We start from the raw sequence: 15,917 nt of genomic DNA on the forward strand, positions 1-15,917 counted from the left end.
CCGCCGCTTTCGATGCGGTTCGTCCATCCAGGAGGAAATCCATGTCCTTTTTCCGCACGCTCGCCCGCCCCATGCTGGCCTCCAGTTTCGTCATTGCCGGAGTGGATAAGCTCAAGAATGCCGATGACACCGCGCAGCAGCTTTCGCCGCTGCTTCGCAAGGCTGCCGCGTCCCTGCCCTTCAAGTCGGACGAGAAAACCCTGGCCCGCGTTATCGGCGGAACGCAGGTGGGAGCCGGCGTGCTTTTCGGACTGGGCAAATTCTCCAGGCTCTCGGCCACGCTGCTCACGGTGATCTCCCTGCTGAACACCTTTGTTGAGTGGCGCAGTGCGGACATCAGCACCAAGGAAGGGCGGGAAAACCGCCGTAACCAGCTTCTCAAGAACCTGTCCCTGAGCGGCGGCGCCCTGCTGGCATCCGTTGACACAGCCGGCAAGCCGGGCCTGGCCTGGCGAGCGGAACACCTGGCCGCGGATGCACGCAAGAACGCCTCGCACCTGGCGGCCGACGCCCGGAAGACCACCAACAAGAAGCTCCACAAGGCGGACAAGGTTGTGCGGCGCGCTGTGGAACAGGCCACGGGGGCCTAACAACGCATGACCGCAGCAGCCGCCGTCCGGGATGACTCCGGAACGCCCCTTCCCCACTGGCCCGCGCCCTTCGCCTCCCGGCCCGTCGATGCCACCGTCACCGTGCCCGGTTCGAAGTCCCTGACCAACAGGTACCTGGTTCTTGCCGCTTTGGCCGATGGGCCGTCCCGCCTGCGGGCACCCCTGCATTCGAGGGACTCAGCCCTCATGATCGAGGCGCTCCGGCAGTTGGGCGCCACCATCACGGAGGTTCCCGGGGACGGTGCCTTCGGGCCCGACCTGGAAGTGGTTCCGCTGGACCCGGATGCTGTGTCTCCCCTCACAAGGATCGACTGCGGGCTCGCGGGTACGGTCATGCGGTTCGTTCCTCCGCTGGCCGCGCTGCGGAACGGCGAAAGCGTGTTCGACGGCGACCCCCATGCCCGCAAACGGCCGATGGGAACCATCATCGAGGCGCTCACTGCGCTGGGAGTGGCCGTTTCCGCAGAGGGGGGCGGGACGCCGTCGTCACTGCCGTTCGTTGTGGAAGGCACAGGTGAGGTCCGCGGCGGCCACCTAGTCATCGATGCCAGCGCGTCGTCCCAGTTCGTTTCGGCGCTGCTCCTGGTGGGCGCAAGGTTCACCGAGGGCCTGCACCTCGAACACGTGGGCAAGCCGGTGCCGAGCCTCGACCACATCAACATGACCGTGGCAGTCCTTCGCGGCGCCGGGGTTGCCGTTGATGACTCGGTGCCCAACCACTGGGTGGTCAGCCCCGGCCCCATCCGCGCCTTCGACCAGCGGATCGAGCAGGACCTGTCCAACGCCGGTCCCTTCCTCGCCGCCGCGCTGGCCTCCCGCGGAACCGTGCGGATCCCCGGCTGGCCGGACGAAACGCAGCAGGTCGGTGACCTCTGGCGCAGCATCCTCGCCACGATGGGCGCCGAGGTAACACTGGACGACGGCGTCCTCACGGTCACCGGGGGCCCCCGCATCAAGGGCGGAGACTTCGCCGACACCAGCGAACTCGCGCCCACCGTGGCCGCCCTGTGTGCATTGGCTGCCGGCCCCTCCCGGCTGACCGGCATCGCGCACCTGCGGGGCCACGAGACGGACCGCCTCGCCGCCCTGGTCACGGAGATCAACCGACTTGGCGGCGACGCTGAGGAAACCAGCGACGGCCTGGTGATCCGTCCCGCACAGCTGCATGCCGGCGTCGTGCACAGCTATGCCGACCACCGCATGGCCACCGCGGGAGCCATACTCGGCCTCGCCGTGGAGGGCGTCCAGGTGGAGGACATCGGCACCACCGCCAAGACCATGCCGGATTTCCCCCGGCTGTGGGCAGACATGCTGGCGCAGAATGGCCCCGCCGCAGCGGCGTCGGAAGGTTCCAGCGGTGGCGCGTAGCACTGATTCCTGGGATGAATCGGACGTCCGGATCCGGCCCAGCAAGAAGGGCTCCCGGCCCCGCACCAAGGACAGGCCAAGCCATGATGACGCCGTCACGGGACGCATCATCACCGTTGACCGGGGCCGGTACACCGCAGTGGTGGGAGAAGACTCCGGCAAGGAGCGGGTAGTCATTGCCGCCCGGGCCAGGGAACTCCGCCGGAACCCGGTGGTCGCAGGAGATTTTGTCTCTCTGGTCGGCGACGTCTCCGGGGAGCCGGACACCCTGGCACGGCTGGTGAAGATCCAGGACCGCAAGACCCTGCTGCGGCGCAGCGCGGACGACACGGACCCTGTGGAACGGGCAGTGGTGGCCAATGCCGACCAGCTGGTGATCGTGGTGGCAGCAGCGAACCCCGAGCCGCGGACCGGCTTCATCGACCGAGCCCTTGTGGCCGCCTACGACGCCGGCATCGAACCGATCCTGCTGGTCACCAAGGCGGACGTCAAAGATCCGGCGGAATTGCTGTCCACCTACACCCACCTGGACTTTCCCGTGATCATCAGCCGGACGGCCGATTCCGCGGCCTCGGGCATTGACGCCCGTTCCGACGACGGCCTGTCCGCCCGGCTGGACAGCTCGGCCGTCGCCGAGATGCGGGGCTACCTGGACGGCAAGGTCACCGTGATGCTGGGACACTCAGGCGTTGGAAAGTCAACGATGGTCAATGCGCTGACCGGGGCGGAACGGGCCACCGGCGGAGTGAACGCCGTGACGGGCCGCGGCCGGCACACGTCGTCGTCGGCCCTTGCGCTGAAGCTGGCGGATGCGCCATCCGGAAGCTGGATCATCGACACCCCCGGCATCCGCTCGTTCGGCCTGGCGCACGTGGACCCGGACCGCATCCTCCGCTCGTTCCCGGACCTCTCCCCCGGCATCGACGACTGCGAGCGAGGGTGCAAGCACACCGCCACTGCGGTGAACTGCGGACTGGACGCATGGGTGGGCGCGGGGCACGCCGGCCCCACCGGAGCAGCAAGGCTTGGCTCCCTTCGGCGCCTCCTCGGCACGGACCCGCGGCTGGAAGCCCAGGAGGCAAAGGAACTGGGAAGCGTCACCTGACGGGCCCGCTTCCCGGCAGAACGGCGCGCAGACGGTAGTTTGGAACCATGATCCAACCCGCTTCGAGCTACAACGATGACCTGCGCCTGGCCCACGTCCTGGCCGATTCCGTGGATGACCAGACCATGAGCCGCTTCAAGGCCCAGGACCTCCACATTGAGACCAAGCCGGACCTGACGCCCGTCACCGATGCGGACAAGGCAGCCGAGGAGGCCATCCGCGGCCAGCTCTCCCGGTCCCGTCCACGCGATGCCGTACTCGGCGAGGAGTTCGGCAGCACAGGCCACGGGTCGCGGCGGTGGATTATCGACCCCATTGACGGCACCAAGAACTTCGTCCGGGGCGTTCCTGTCTGGGCCACCCTGATCGCTCTGGTGGATGAGGGCGAGCCGGTGGTGGGCGTGGTCAGCGCTCCCGCCCTGGGCAAGCGCTGGTGGGCCGCCAAGGGCATGGGAGCCTACATGGGGCGTTCCCTTGCCGCGGCCACCCGCCTCCGGGTGTCCAATGTGTCCAGCCTGTCCGATGCTTCCCTTTCCTATTCGAGCCTGGGCGGCTGGAAGGAACGCGGAAACCTTAATGAATTCCTGGGCCTTACCGAGGACGTGTGGCGGACCCGGGCGTTTGGTGACTTCTGGTCCTACTGCATGGTGGCCGAAGGTTCGGTGGACATCGCCTGCGAGCCCGAACTGAACCTCTACGACATGGCCGCACTGGTGCCCATCGTGGTGGAGGCGGGTGGCCGCTTCACCTCGCTGGAGGGCGAGGACGGTCCGTTCGGCGGGAACGCCCTGGCCACCAATTCCATCCTGCACTCCGAGGTGCTGCGCCGGCTTAACCCGAACCTGGACGACCTCCTCTAGTCCCGGCAGCACGAATAATCGACGGCGGGCGCCCCCGAAAGGAGGCGTCCGCCGTCGTGTTCTTCGGTTCAGGTGCCTCTTTTCAACCGTACGTAACAAAGCCCTTAACATTTCCGCGGGCTTTTAACCTTCGCTGCCCATGTCTTACGCTCTTAACCAGGTCACGAGTGCCAGCGCAAAACCCCGGTTTGCTGGCCGGCAACCCTCCATTCGCGGTGGGGTGCCCCGGGTGACGACCAGGCCGGTCCGGAACGGATGCGGCAAGCGCGGATTCCTGCATGGAGTCCTGTTGTGAAGTGAGGTCTCTGTGACAACTGCCACCGTCTCCCCCGAAGCCGCCTCCCCCCAAGCCGCTGTCCAGCATCAGGCAGCCGCCCTGCCGGGTTCACCGGAGCTCTTTAACCAGCGCCGCACCGCCGCCGGCCGTCCGCTCGCCGCGGTCAGCGGCGCCGAAATCCAGGCCCCGCTGATCCACGGCGGCCACGTCCGGTACGCCAACCTGGACTATGGCGCATCGGCCCCCGCCCTCTCGGTGGTGTCGGCCTACCTCAACGAGATCCTGCCCTTCTACGCCAGCGTCCACCGCGGTGCCGGCTACGCGTCCCAGATCAGCACCTCGGTCTATGAGAACGCCCGCGCCATCGTCCGCGACTTCGTGGGCGGCCGCCCGGACGATTCGGTGATCTTCACCCGGAACACCACTGACTCCCTCAACCTGCTGGCGGGATGCCTGCCTGTCACCGACGGACGGCCCGACGGCGACGTCCTTTACCTCGACATTGAGCACCACGCCAACCTCCTGCCGTGGCAGGGTGTCCCCCACCGCAGCATCGTGGCAGCGGACACCATTGCGGAAACGATTGACACCGTCCGTGCGGAACTGCAGCAGGGCGGCGTCAGCCTGCTCGCCGTGACCGGAGCTTCCAACGTCACGGGCGAAATCCTTCCCATCCGTGCCCTTGCCGCGCTGGCGCACGAGCACGGGGCAAGGATCGCGGTGGACGCGGCCCAACTGGCCCCACACCGGCGGATCGACATCACCGCGGACAACGTCGACTACGTAGCCTTCTCGGGCCACAAGCTCTACGCACCTTTTGGTGCCGGCGTGCTGGTGGGCCGGCCGGACTGGCTCGACGCCGGAACACCGCACCTTGCCGGCGGCGGCGCCGTCAAGGAAGCCAGGCTCGACGGCGTCAGCTGGGCAACCGGCCCGGCCCGCCACGAGGGCGGATCACCGAACGTGCTGGGTGCGGCGACCCTGGCCCGCGCCACGCAGGTCATCGCGGAACTGGACCAGGACCGCTGGCATGCCCACGAATCAGCCATCCGCTCCTTCCTGGTGGAAGGCCTACAGGAGATCGACGGCGTCACCGTCCACCAGATCTTCAAGGACACGAACCCGGACACCGACACCATCGGCGTGGTCAACTTTTCCGTGGAAGGCTACGACGCCGGCCTGGTGGCCGCCTACCTGTCGGCAGAACATGGAGTGGGCCTGCGCGACGGCCGCTTCTGCGCGCACCCGCTGCTGAAGCGGCTGGGCCTTCCTTCCGGTTCCCTTCGGGCCAGCTTCGGCGTCGGTTCAAGGCTGGAGGATGCCGAGCGTCTGCTGACCGGCATCCGGGACCTGCGGACCAAGGGCCTTGGCTGGGACTATGTGGTGGACGCGGGCCGCTGGGTTCCGGCCCATGACAACCGCACGTACCCCCACTGGGCGCCCAACACACCGGGAACGGCCGGAGCCGCGCCCTGCATCGACGACTGACCCGGGGCTGGCCTGCCGGCTGGTGCCCTGCCGCTGCGGCTGATGCGGTAAATTCGGAGGACACCAAAAAACCGGATGAAGGAGGCCGCGCGTGGCACGGGGTGGCCCACGGCTGGATCACGGCCGGCGCCGGGAGCTCGGCCAGAGCTTCCAGGACGGCGGCAGGCACTACCAGCAGGTGCGGCCCGGCTACCCTGGCGAATCAGCGCGCTGGCTGGTGCCTCCAGGGGCACGCAATGCGCTCGACGTGGGCGCCGGTACCGGGAAATTCACCGAACTGCTGCTCGACCTCGGTCTGTCCGTCACGGCCGTGGACCCGTCAGCGGACATGCTCGGGCAGTTGGCTGAGCACTGCCCCGCCGCCACGGCTGTCCTTGGCACCGCAGAGGCGACCGGCCTGCCTGACGCGGCTTTCGACGTCGTCACCGTAGCGCAGGCGTGGCACTGGTGCGATGCCCTGAGGGCCAGCACCGAACTGGCCCGCGTCCTCCGCCCCCACGGAACGCTGGGACTGGTCTGGAACCAGCTGGACACGTCCGTCCCCTGGGTTCACCGGCTCTCCAGGATCATGCATGCCGGGGATGTCTACAAACCCGGCCACCGCCCGCTCATAGGACCCGAGTTCGAGGCGCTGGAGGACCACCTCACGCGCTGGCAGGACTCCGTGACAACCGCAGACCTCATGGAGCTGACAAAATCCCGGAGCTACTACCTGCGCGCCGGCGAGGCCACCCGGGCGAAAGTGCTGGCCAACCTGGACTGGTACCTTCACGACCACTTGGGCCACGGGCCGGACGAAGAATTGAAACTGCCGTACCTGACGCTCGCATGGCGGGCGGTCCGGGCATGAGCGCCCTCCAGTCCACGTGCGGCCAAGGGCAGCCGGTAGGCTGGATCCTGTGAAGACCAGTGCTCCCTCCTCCTCCATAGAGGACTACGTCAAGGTCATCTATTCCTTCACTGAGTGGCAGGACAAACCCATCACCTCCTCCCAGCTGGCACAGCGCCTGGGGGTGGCCAATTCCTCCGTTTCGGAGATGGTCCGGAAGCTGAAGGACCAGGGCCTGGTGGACCACAAGCCGTACAGTGCCATCAGGCTCACGGCGTCCGGCCTGCAGCTTGCCCTCGCCATGGTGCGGCGCCACCGCCTCATAGAGACCTACCTTGTTCAGCAGCTTGGGTACAGCTGGGACGAGGTCCACGACGAAGCCGAGCTTCTGGAGCACGCCGTCTCGGACACGTTCATAGAACGCGTTGCGGCGAAACTGGGCAACCCGCAGCGGGATCCGCACGGCGATCCGATCCCCACGGCGGACGGCCAGGTCTTTATGCCCCGAGCGCACCTCATGGGAGAGCTGGACCAGGGCCACACGGGCCGCATCACCCGGATCAGCGATGACAACCCGGACCTGCTCCGCTACCTTGCGGCCGAAGAGATAGACCTCGACGCCGAAGTGGAGGTGGTGGGCCGCAGGCCGTTCGGAGGCGCCCTGGTGGTGCGTGTCCGGGACTCAGGCCGTACGCGCGACTACGACCTGGCCGATGAGATCACGTCGGCGCTGTGGGTCCACAGCGACCGCCCCCACCCAGGCTGCCTTCTCGCGGACGCCGGATTTCCCCCCAGCTCGCCCGGGGCATGAGCGGGCCGAAGACATCGTGGGCACCCAGGGCAGGCGCCTGGCTGGCCGTTGCCGCAGGGGGCCTGGCGGGGACAGAACTCCGGTACGTCCTGGGGCTGGCCTTTCCGGAAGTCTCCGGATCCATTCCCTGGACCACCCTTAGCGTCAACGTGGCGGGCAGCTTTGTCCTGGCCGCCCTGACCACCATCTGGATGGCCCGCCCGCGCACCCCCTTCTGGTTGCGGGCAGGGCTGGGGCCAGGTCTCTTGGGCTCCTTCACCACGTTCTCAGCCGTGGTCTTTTCCCTGGACCAGCTGGTGCGGGCGGGTCAGCACGGAATGTGGACTGCATATCTGGCGCTTTCGGTGGTGCTGGGGCTGGCTGCGGCGGGCCTTGGGTGGCGGACTGGAAAGCTTGTTGGCCGACCGTCCGGGAGCGGTCAATGATAGCCGCGGTCCTGGTGGGATTTTTCGGGGTGGCAGGCGCCCTCCTCCGCTTCGGCATTGACAGCTGGTTCGCCCATCACAGCTCCCGGCAGACTGTGCGTGCCGGCGGCCATGGGGCCCGGACCTCCGTGAGGCTGCACTGGCCCTGGGCCACACTGCTGGTGAACGTGGCGGGGTGCTTCATAATCGGCGCTGCGCACGGTCTAAGTGCGGGACTGGGGCTGGGCGCGGAGTGGCAGGCGGGGCTGGCGACAGGCTTAGCCGGCGGGCTCACCACCTTCAGCTCCTGGACCACGGCCACGGTGCGGCTGCTGAGCGAGGAACGCCTCGGGTCGGCTGCGGTGAACGTTGCCGCCAACCTGGTCCTGGGCCTGGCTGCGGCGGCGGCGGGGATCGCCCTGGTATCTACGGTGTAGGAAGCGCGGCCCCGGGGGCCCTGATTTGGGGGGCTCCCGTATCGTGGATGGTGATGATTAGCAGACGCGACGCGGCCATTGCCCTTGATGTACCCATGGAGATGGCACAGCGCCACGGCCTTCCAAAATGGCTGACCGAGGCCCAGCTGGGCGAGATCCTGGACAACCCTCCGCCCTGGCTGGTCCAGTCCCGTGCCAACCGCACGGGCAAGCGCCCGGTCTGGGTCCACCTCGAATGCGCGGTCTGCGGCTACGAGGAGGCGGCCCGCCCCAAGAAGTGGTGGCCGGACTTTACCTACGTGATCTGCGGCCACCACCGCCCGGACGAGGTGCCTGCGGTCCGCCCGGGGTTCGTCCGCAGCGAGTTCGACGGCGTGGGGACACGTTTTGTGGGCATCGCAGACGTGCCTGTCCCGGACTGATTTCCCGCACTGCCAGGCCATTACATTCGGGGCCGAAAGGGCGTAGCTTACGAGGAGGGACGCAGCCCGTCCCCTGCTATAAGGAGCACGCACCATGCCGGACAAAACACCCCACCAGAACCTGGCAAAGAAGCCGGTCAAGACCATCAAGGAAAAACGCGCCGAGAAGAAGTCCAAGCACCCTGAGGCTGACCAGGACGCGGTCGCGCATTTGAAGAAGCGCCGGTAGTCCTACTGCCCGTTTGCCTGCATTTCTTCGGGGACGGCAACGAGGTCCTCTTCCCTGCCGCGCCTCAGCACCCTGATCTGCAGTGGCTGTCCGATCGCATCGGCGAACAGCAGCTTCTGCAGGCTCTCGGCGTTGCTGACGGCGCGGCTTCCGGCGGTCAGGATGACGTCGCCGGCCTCCAGGCCCGCGCGGTCTGCGGGTGACCCGGCCAGAACCTCCACCACCCTGAGCCCGTCCCGCTGGCCCGTCCTGATCACTGCGCTGGCGTTCAGCCGGATCGGCGTGCTGACCACGCCCAGGTATGCCCTCCTGACCCGCCCGTCTCCCAACAAGGCTGAGATGATGCGCCGTGTTGTTGTGTTGATGGGAACGGCGAGTCCCAGACCGGCGCCTGCCACTGCCGTGTTGATGCCGACGATCCGGCCATGCGCGTCCGCCAGCGCGCCGCCGGAACTGCCTGGGTTGAGGGCCGCATCGGTCTGGATGACATCCTCGATCACCCTCCGGTTGCCGCCTGCCCAGACCGGGATGGAACGGCCCAGGCCGCTGACCACTCCGGCCGTGACCGACCCCGCCAGCCCGAGCGGATTCCCGACTGCGATCACCAGCTGTCCCACACGCAAGGTCTCGGCGTCGCCGAACCGGGCAGGAGTGGCTTTCGGCGCTTTCCCGCGGACCACGGCAAGATCCGACAACGGATCAGCCCCCACGAGTTCGAGATCAGTCCGGCTGCCGTCCGCGAACGCAGCATGGCCTTTGTGCGTGCCGGCCACGACGTGGGAATTCGTGAGGAGATAACCGTCCTCGGTAAAGAGGACGGCCGAGCCTGCCCCCACCCGGAACCGTCCGTTCCGTCGGGCGCTGGTCATTTCGATGGCTGCAACGTACGGCGTCACCATCTCAGCCACGCGCATGACCGTTCGGGAGTACGAGTCCAAGGCATCGTCGTCGTACTCCCCCGGAGTGGCGCCGGGCATCCGGTCCATGGGTACCTCCTGGCGGCTCCGACCGCCTCCGGCGCTCGACCGGGGACTGCAACGCCGGATCCTATAGGGGACAACCCAAGGACGGCCGCCGCTAGTCCCGGAACCGCTACGCCATCGGTGAACAGCTTTTAAGCAACGAAAGACCCGGACGGGGTGTCCGGGCCTTTCGTTGTACCTTGCGGCATTGTCAAAATGTGGAGATGGGGGGAATTGAACCCCCGTCCGATGTCGTGTTGTCAGGGCTTCTCCGGGCGCAGTTTGCGTCGGATTTTCTCGGCCCCAGCCATGCTGCAAACAGCTGGCTGATCCGGGCCCAGTCATCTAAGAGTCCCGTTCACCCCGATGACGGAGGTGGACAGCAGTGGCTATCTAAATGACGCCAGGATCCGGGGCGATAGCAACCTCGGGCTGACGGACTGTCTTACTGCTTAGGCAGCAAGAGCGAAGTCAGTGCGCTTAGATTCGGCACTTATTGGTTTGCAGACAGCGTTTACGAGATAATTCTGCATCCTCGGCCCGCTTCACCTGTCGCGACTAACATCGTCGAAACCGATCATCCCCATATTCTTTTATCAAACCGGCAGGCTGGCCCACCGGACTATTCATCATAACGCACGTCCGCGTCAAAACATTCCTAGCGGCGCCGGTTGCGCTCCCGCATCTCACGCTGCGCCTCGCGGTTGTCCTGCTGCTCGCGCAGGGTCTGCCGCTTGTCGTACTCGCGCTTGCCGCGGGCCACACCGATTTCCACCTTGGCGCGGCCGTCCACAAAGTAGAGCTGCAGCGGGACGATGGTATAGCCCGATTCGCGCACCTTGTGGGAGATCTTGATGAGTTCCTCACGGTGCAGCAGGAGCTTGCGGCGCCGGCGGGCTGCATGGTTGGTCCAGCTTCCCTGGTTGTACTCAGGGATGTGGATGGCTTCCATCCACAGCTCGTCGTTATAGAAGGTGCAGAAGCCGTCCACCATGGAGGCGTGGCCCTCGCGCAGGGATTTAACTTCGGTGCCCATGAGCGCGATTCCAGCCTCGTAGGTATCCAGCACGTGGTAGTCGTGCCGGGCCTTGCGGTTGGTGGCCACCACTTTACGGCCACTTTCTTTAGGCAAGGGAAAGCTCCTCAGGTCAGTTCGGTTGTCCTCCGGGCCAACCGGCGCGGAGTCATACCAGTGTACGGCAGGGTGAAGACGGTGCTACAGCAGCCTCATTGGGTCCACCGGGTTGCCGTTCAGCCAGGTTTCGAAGTGGGCGTGGCAGCCTGTGGAGTTGCCCGTGTTGCCGGAGTAGGCGATCAGCTGTCCCTGCGAGACCCGCTGGCCGTTGGAGACCACGATGCTGGCGTTGTGGTAGTAGATGGTGTTCAGGGTATTGCCTTCGATGAGGCCGTGGGAGATCTTCACCCGCCAGCCGCCTCCGTCACCAGAGTTCCAGCCGGAGCTGAATACTTCCCCGGCTGCCGCCGCATAGACGGGTGTGCCACAGGCCGCGCCAAAGTCCAGCCCGGTGTGCATGTACCCACCTTGGCCGTAGAAGTCGATGGTGCCCGGCGGGGTGGCCCGCCATCCGAATCCGGACGTGATGGGAACGCTGCCGTCAAAGGGATGCCGGAGGCCAAATGCCGACGGCGACCCGACTGGCGGCATGAACGACTGTGCCGGGGGCGCTGGCGGGGGCGGCTGGTTCCTGGCTGCGGCTTCGGCTGCGGCGGCTGCAGCCGCTGCTGCCGCAGCTGCTTCTGCCTTCCTGCGCTGCTCTGCTTCCCAGGCTTCCCGCAGTCTGCGGTCGCGTTCCTGGATCTCGGCTGCCACCGCATTCTGGCTCGCCTGGACGCCTGCCAGCTGGGACTGGATGCCGGGCTTGGCAGCCTGCAGCTCCGCGTCCAGGCGGGTGGTGTCGGCGATCAGTTTATCGACCTGTTCCTTCTTCGCTGCCGCTTCATCGCGGGCGGCTTTTTCCCGCTCAAGGGCTGCATCCGCTTTGGCTTTCAGGTCCTTGATCTCGGCCTCGACCGCCTGGAGGCGCGCTTCAGAGTTCACGTTGGTGGCGCTCTGCTGCGACAGTTTGTCCATGGCAGCGTTTTGGCTCCGCATGGCCTGGTCCGCCAGGTCCATGGTTTCGGTCAGGCTGCCGCCGTTGTTGGACCCAAAGAAAAGGGAAAGGTTGGAGGGTACGCCGCCGGATTTGTAGGCCTGTGTTGCAATCTGACCGATCAGCTTCTTGGTGTCGGCGATCTTCTGCTTGTCAGATTCGAGTTGCTGCGTGATTTTGGCCTTGTTCTGCTGTGCCATGTCCACGCGGGCGGAGAGCGCCTCGACTTCCTTGACGGCACCGGCCACACGGCCCTGCGCTTCAAGGAGCGCCTGCTGTGCCCCGGGAAGTTGGCCCTGGTAGATCACCAGGTCGCCGGCTGCCTTGGCGATGCGCGAATCGACGAATTCCAGGGACTGCTGGACGCGTGAGGCCTCGGCCTCAAGGGCTTTCTGCCGGTCCTCAAGCTCGTCAGCGAAGGCCGCCGGCGTTGACGATGCCAGCCCTGCGGCGAGGACAACAGCCAGCACACCACTGAGCAGGCTGGTGCGGGGCGCCGCACTGCGCGCGCCGTTTCGCCGGGAGCGGGAAGCGTTCTTGTCCGGTGCATTCATGGGCATTCCTCGATTTATTTGCATACCTAGACGCGAAGGTATCGGCGTAAGGTCAAGAGAGACGAAATTCCAGCCAAGGATGCACCAAGGATTAGCAGTGCGGGAATCAGGATCAGCGTCTGGCCGGAGGATATGAAGGCAGTGTCGGGATACTGCTGGGACATGAATTCTCCGAGGAAGAAGTGTGCCACGGCCCAGAGCGTTGCCGAGGCCAGGGCGGCGCCGATCACCGCGGCGATGACGCCCTCGAGGATGAACGGCAGCTGGATCACTGTCTTGGACGCACCTACCAGCCTCATGATCCCCGTTTCGCGGCGGCGGCTGAACGCCGAGAGCCTGATGGTGGTGGCGATCAGCAGGATTGCGCAGACAATCATGACGCCGGCGATGCTGACTGCCACCAGGGAGGCGCCGTTCATCACCGAGAACAGGCGTTCGAGCAGCTGGCGCTGGTCAATGACCGTCTCAACGCCGGGCTGGGAGGAAAAGGTCTCGCTGATGATCTGGTACTTTTCCGGATCCTTCATGTTGATCCGGAAGGACGCCGGCAGCTGGTCGGGGGTCACCGAGTCCACGATGGGCGAATTGGAGAACTGGTCCTTGAAGTGGTTGTAGGCCTCCTCCTTGGACTCGAACTGGAAGTCGTTAACGTATTGCGCCACGGCGGGAGACTCCAGCAGTGTATTGAGGCTGGCCTGCTGTTCGGCGGTGACCGGCCCGCTGGCGCAACCTGCCGCCGTCGAGCCTTCACTGCAAAGGAAGATGGCCACCTGGACTTTGTCGTACCAATAGCCCTTCATCTGGTTGATCTGCATCTGCAGCATGCCTGCTGCACCCACGAAGGTGAGCGAGACGAAGGTGACCAGGATGACCGAGACCACCATGGAGAGGTTGCGGCGGAGTCCGCTGCCGATCTCACCGAGGATAAACGCGAGCCTCATCGCTGCCCCTCGCCTTCGCCGGGAACCCCAGTTTCGGGGGCGTCCCGCCCGCTGGCGTCCTTGAGCCTGCGGGACTGGCCTACAACCGGAATCATCGAGGTGTAGAGCGCCCTTGCCTCGTCACGGATGACGACGCCGCTCTTGAGTTCCACCACGCGTTTACGCATTTCATTGACGATGTCGTCGTCGTGTGTTGCCATGACCACGGTGGTCCCGTTTTGGTTGATCTTGTCCAGGATGCCCATGATGCCCATTGAGGTGGTGGGGTCGAGGTTTCCGGTGGGCTCGTCGGCGAGCAGGATCCCTGGACGGTTGACGACGGCGCGGGCGATGGCCACGCGCTGCTGTTCGCCACCGGAGAGCTCGTGCGGCATGCGGTGTTCCTTGCCTTCGAGGCCCACCGTCTTGAGGACCTCGGGGACGGTATCGCGGATGACGCTGCGGCTTTTGCCGATGACCTGCATGGCGAAGGCGACGTTTGCGAAGACGTTCTTCTGGGGCAGGAGCCGGAAATCCTGGAAGACGACGCCAATTCCGCGGCGGAGCCGTGGCACGCGCCAGCTGGAGATCTTGGCCACATTCTGCCCGGCGACGTAGACGGCACCGGATGTTGCCCGGTCCTCCTTGAGGACGAGCCGGAGGAAGGTGGATTTGCCGGAGCCGGATGCACCGACCAGGAAGGCGAATTCGCCGCGGTCAATCTCAAGGTTGACAGCGTCCAGCGCGGGCCGCGCTTTCTGGTCGTAGACCTTGGTGACATTTTCGAATCGGATCATGGCCCTAAGTACCCTGCAGGGCATGGCTGATTCTGATGCAGCCCAGTTCTGCAGCCGGTGCGCGGGTTTCGTGTGGGGGAAGTAGGGCCCCGGCCCCTCGACTATACGCAGGAGTGCCCGCGTATCACACCGGTTTCAGGGGGCGTGTCGCCGGATCCGTGTGCCTGGCCCCGCTGTGGGGCCTATTTTTCGCTGTGCCGGCAAATGGCCGTCCTGTGGCTACGTGAGCGGGAATGCGGCCCAAAACCGATTGCTTTGCTTGCTTTTGCCGAGGTTCCACAAATTCCCCACAGAATATCCTGAGGTTCGTCTGGAGGGCACGGGACGCCCCCTAAGCTCAGATTCGAAGGCGAGCGGTGCATTTTCAGCACCCGCCCAAGTTTCATGAGGAATAAACATGTATTTCGCTTTTCCGGGGCGCGGCGCCCTTGTCGTCCTCCTGGTCTCAGTCGTCATGCTGATCTCAGCTCCGGTGACGGCAGCTGGGGAAATAACGGCGGCAGCAGAACGCCCTGTGGCGGCGAAAGAGCCCGGACGGTACCTGGTTGAGTTCGCACCGGGTGTGGACGTCCCGCGGGAAGTGCTCGCACTGGAGTCCAAGGGAATCGGTGTCAGCCACAAGTTTGGGAAAGTACTTCGCGGTGCAGCAATCAAGGCAACGGAGCGGCAAGCGGAGGCGTTGGCCCGCTCAGAAAGGGTCGCTGCCGTGGAGATCGATGCACGGGTGAATATTTCCGAAACCCAGCAACCAGCTCCATGGGGATTGGACAGGTTGGACCAGCAAAACCTTCCCCTGTCCGGCTCCTATACTACTTTCTCCTCCAGCCAGTCAGGTGTCAGAGCCTACGTTGTGGACACGGGGATCCTTGCATCCCACTCAGATTTCGGCGGGCGTGTGACTTCCGGTTGGACAGCACTGAATGACGGACGTGGAACCACCGACTGCAACGGTCATGGCACGCATGTCGCTGCAACCGTCGGCGGGCAAATCCACGGGGTGGCCAAGTCTGCGGTGCTCGTTCCAGTCCGGGTATTGGACTGTAACGGTTCGGGCTACTACTCAGATGTAATAGCCGGGCTCGACTGGGTTGCCACCGACCACCGTGACGGGAGCCCTGCCGTAGTCAACCTCAGCCTGGGCGGCCCGACCAGCAAAATGCTCGATGTCGCTGTCCAGAACGTCATCAACGACGGCGTCGCCGCAGTGGTGGCTGCCGGAAACTCTGCCATAGATGCCTGCAACAGCTCTCCTGCGCGGCTTCCCGCTGCCCTCAGTGTCGCGGCCAGCGATTCTTCAGACCGGCAGGCTTCCTTCTCAAACTACGGAGTTTGTGTGGATTTGTACGCCCCGGGCGTCGGAATCAGTTCCGCTTGGCACACGTCGACAACCGCGACCGCGTCGGCGAGCGGGACTTCAATGGCGGCACCCCACGTAGCTGGGGCCGCGGTGCTCCTGCTGGCCCAGGACCCCCTCCTGACGCCTGCCCAGGTATCCGAGACTATAGTCTCCGCAGCTGTGACAGGGGTCATTGCAAGGTCAGGGGCTAACACGCCAAACCGACTGCTGCATATGCGGCCGGCAAAGGCCTCGGCGCCGGTTACAGCGTCGCCCTTCACAGACGTGGCCCCCGATCACGTGTTCTACAAGGAGATAGCGTGGCTCGCTGGCAACGGGATCAGCAACGGCTGGACCGAACCCAACGGCACTAAGACCTACCGTCCAACCCTCGCC

At 65.5% G+C, this 15,917-nt stretch carries 17 protein-coding genes, 1 other RNA gene and 1 riboswitch; of the genes, 12 read left to right on the plus strand and 6 right to left on the minus strand.

Annotation, left to right across the window (positions count from 1 at the left end):
• Window positions 1–41 precede the first annotated feature (41 nt).
• The 11 genes from ACKAE7_RS08675 (at window position 42) to ACKAE7_RS08725 (ending at window position 8,841) form a co-directional block, all read left to right on the plus strand.
• Window positions 42–590, plus strand: coding sequence for a DoxX family protein (locus tag ACKAE7_RS08675; RefSeq protein WP_104184949.1), 549 nt, complete (start codon window positions 42–44; stop codon window positions 588–590).
• Between the two features lie 6 nt (window positions 591–596).
• A complete protein-coding gene (gene aroA / locus ACKAE7_RS08680; RefSeq protein WP_191034610.1) occupies window positions 597–1,979 on the plus strand; it encodes a 3-phosphoshikimate 1-carboxyvinyltransferase in 1,383 nt (460 codons plus the stop codon).
• Window positions 1,969–3,084 carry a ribosome small subunit-dependent GTPase A gene (locus ACKAE7_RS08685; protein WP_188811819.1) on the plus strand — a complete coding sequence of 372 codons (1,116 nt, stop codon included), beginning with the start codon at window positions 1,969–1,971 and terminating at the stop codon, window positions 3,082–3,084. The genes aroA and ACKAE7_RS08685 overlap by 11 nt, the downstream gene beginning before the upstream one ends.
• 47 nt (window positions 3,085–3,131) lie before the next feature.
• The gene (hisN, locus tag ACKAE7_RS08690; protein ID WP_066277197.1) at window positions 3,132–3,944 is read left to right on the plus strand and encodes a histidinol-phosphatase; all 813 of its coding nucleotides are present in this window, start codon (window positions 3,132–3,134) and stop codon (window positions 3,942–3,944) included.
• 159 nt (window positions 3,945–4,103) lie between these two features.
• A riboswitch (SAM riboswitch) is annotated at window positions 4,104–4,217 on the plus strand.
• A 34-nt stretch (window positions 4,218–4,251) separates the two neighbouring features.
• Window positions 4,252–5,709 carry an aminotransferase class V-fold PLP-dependent enzyme gene (locus ACKAE7_RS08695; protein WP_191034611.1) on the plus strand — a complete coding sequence of 486 codons (1,458 nt, stop codon included), beginning with the start codon at window positions 4,252–4,254 and terminating at the stop codon, window positions 5,707–5,709.
• Between the two features lie 91 nt (window positions 5,710–5,800).
• Window positions 5,801–6,559, plus strand: a complete 759-nt coding sequence (locus ACKAE7_RS08700; protein WP_191034612.1) for a methyltransferase domain-containing protein — start codon at window positions 5,801–5,803, stop codon at window positions 6,557–6,559.
• A 49-nt stretch (window positions 6,560–6,608) separates the two neighbouring features.
• Window positions 6,609–7,349, plus strand: a complete 741-nt coding sequence (locus tag ACKAE7_RS08705) for a metal-dependent transcriptional regulator (RefSeq protein WP_188811815.1) — start codon at window positions 6,609–6,611, stop codon at window positions 7,347–7,349.
• Complete coding sequence (locus tag ACKAE7_RS08710; protein ID WP_408978954.1) at window positions 7,346–7,774, plus strand: fluoride efflux transporter FluC; 429 nt, start codon at window positions 7,346–7,348, stop codon at window positions 7,772–7,774. Before ACKAE7_RS08705 ends, ACKAE7_RS08710 begins: the two co-directional genes overlap by 4 nt.
• Complete coding sequence (locus tag ACKAE7_RS08715; RefSeq protein WP_191034614.1) at window positions 7,771–8,190, plus strand: CrcB family protein; 420 nt, start codon at window positions 7,771–7,773, stop codon at window positions 8,188–8,190. The genes ACKAE7_RS08710 and ACKAE7_RS08715 overlap by 4 nt, the downstream gene beginning before the upstream one ends.
• Before the next feature lie 53 nt (window positions 8,191–8,243).
• Entirely contained in the window at window positions 8,244–8,612 is a 369-nt protein-coding gene (locus ACKAE7_RS08720; RefSeq protein WP_104184956.1) for a hypothetical protein, read from the plus strand.
• 94 nt (window positions 8,613–8,706) lie between these two features.
• The gene (locus tag ACKAE7_RS08725) at window positions 8,707–8,841 is read left to right on the plus strand and encodes a hypothetical protein (protein ID WP_268238372.1); all 135 of its coding nucleotides are present in this window, start codon (window positions 8,707–8,709) and stop codon (window positions 8,839–8,841) included.
• A 2-nt stretch (window positions 8,842–8,843) separates the two neighbouring features.
• Here the strand turns inward: ACKAE7_RS08725 and ACKAE7_RS08730 are convergent, their stop codons facing one another.
• From ACKAE7_RS08730 to ftsE, 6 genes are all read right to left on the minus strand, one after another.
• On the minus strand, window positions 8,844–9,827 hold the full coding sequence (locus ACKAE7_RS08730; RefSeq protein ID WP_191034615.1) for a trypsin-like peptidase domain-containing protein: 984 nt from the start codon (window positions 9,825–9,827) through the stop codon (window positions 8,844–8,846).
• 192 nt (window positions 9,828–10,019) lie between these two features.
• Window positions 10,020–10,388: a transfer-messenger RNA gene (ssrA, locus tag ACKAE7_RS08735) on the minus strand.
• Between the two features lie 73 nt (window positions 10,389–10,461).
• A complete protein-coding gene (gene smpB / locus ACKAE7_RS08740) occupies window positions 10,462–10,935 on the minus strand; it encodes an SsrA-binding protein SmpB (RefSeq protein WP_050054575.1) in 474 nt (157 codons plus the stop codon).
• Window positions 10,936–11,019: 84 nt separating this feature from the next.
• Window positions 11,020–12,468, minus strand: a complete 1,449-nt coding sequence (locus ACKAE7_RS08745) for a peptidoglycan DD-metalloendopeptidase family protein (protein WP_190610053.1) — start codon at window positions 12,466–12,468, stop codon at window positions 11,020–11,022.
• A gap of 26 nt (window positions 12,469–12,494) precedes the next feature.
• Window positions 12,495–13,409 (minus strand): permease-like cell division protein FtsX, encoded by a 915-nt coding sequence (gene ftsX / locus ACKAE7_RS08750; protein WP_104184959.1) that lies wholly within the window; start codon window positions 13,407–13,409, stop codon window positions 12,495–12,497.
• Window positions 13,406–14,185 (minus strand): cell division ATP-binding protein FtsE, encoded by a 780-nt coding sequence (gene ftsE, locus ACKAE7_RS08755; protein ID WP_408978955.1) that lies wholly within the window; start codon window positions 14,183–14,185, stop codon window positions 13,406–13,408. Before ftsE ends, ftsX begins: the two co-directional genes overlap by 4 nt.
• A 514-nt stretch (window positions 14,186–14,699) precedes the next feature.
• Between ftsE and ACKAE7_RS08760 the strand changes: the two genes are divergently transcribed.
• Window positions 14,700–15,917: S8 family serine peptidase (locus ACKAE7_RS08760; protein ID WP_408978956.1), on the plus strand; the 1,218-nt coding region annotated here is incomplete at its 3' end.

The sequence above is a fragment of the Pseudarthrobacter sp. NKDBFgelt genome, from assembly GCF_046097905.1.
Taxonomy (GTDB): Bacteria; Actinomycetota; Actinomycetes; order Actinomycetales; family Micrococcaceae; genus Arthrobacter; species Arthrobacter polychromogenes.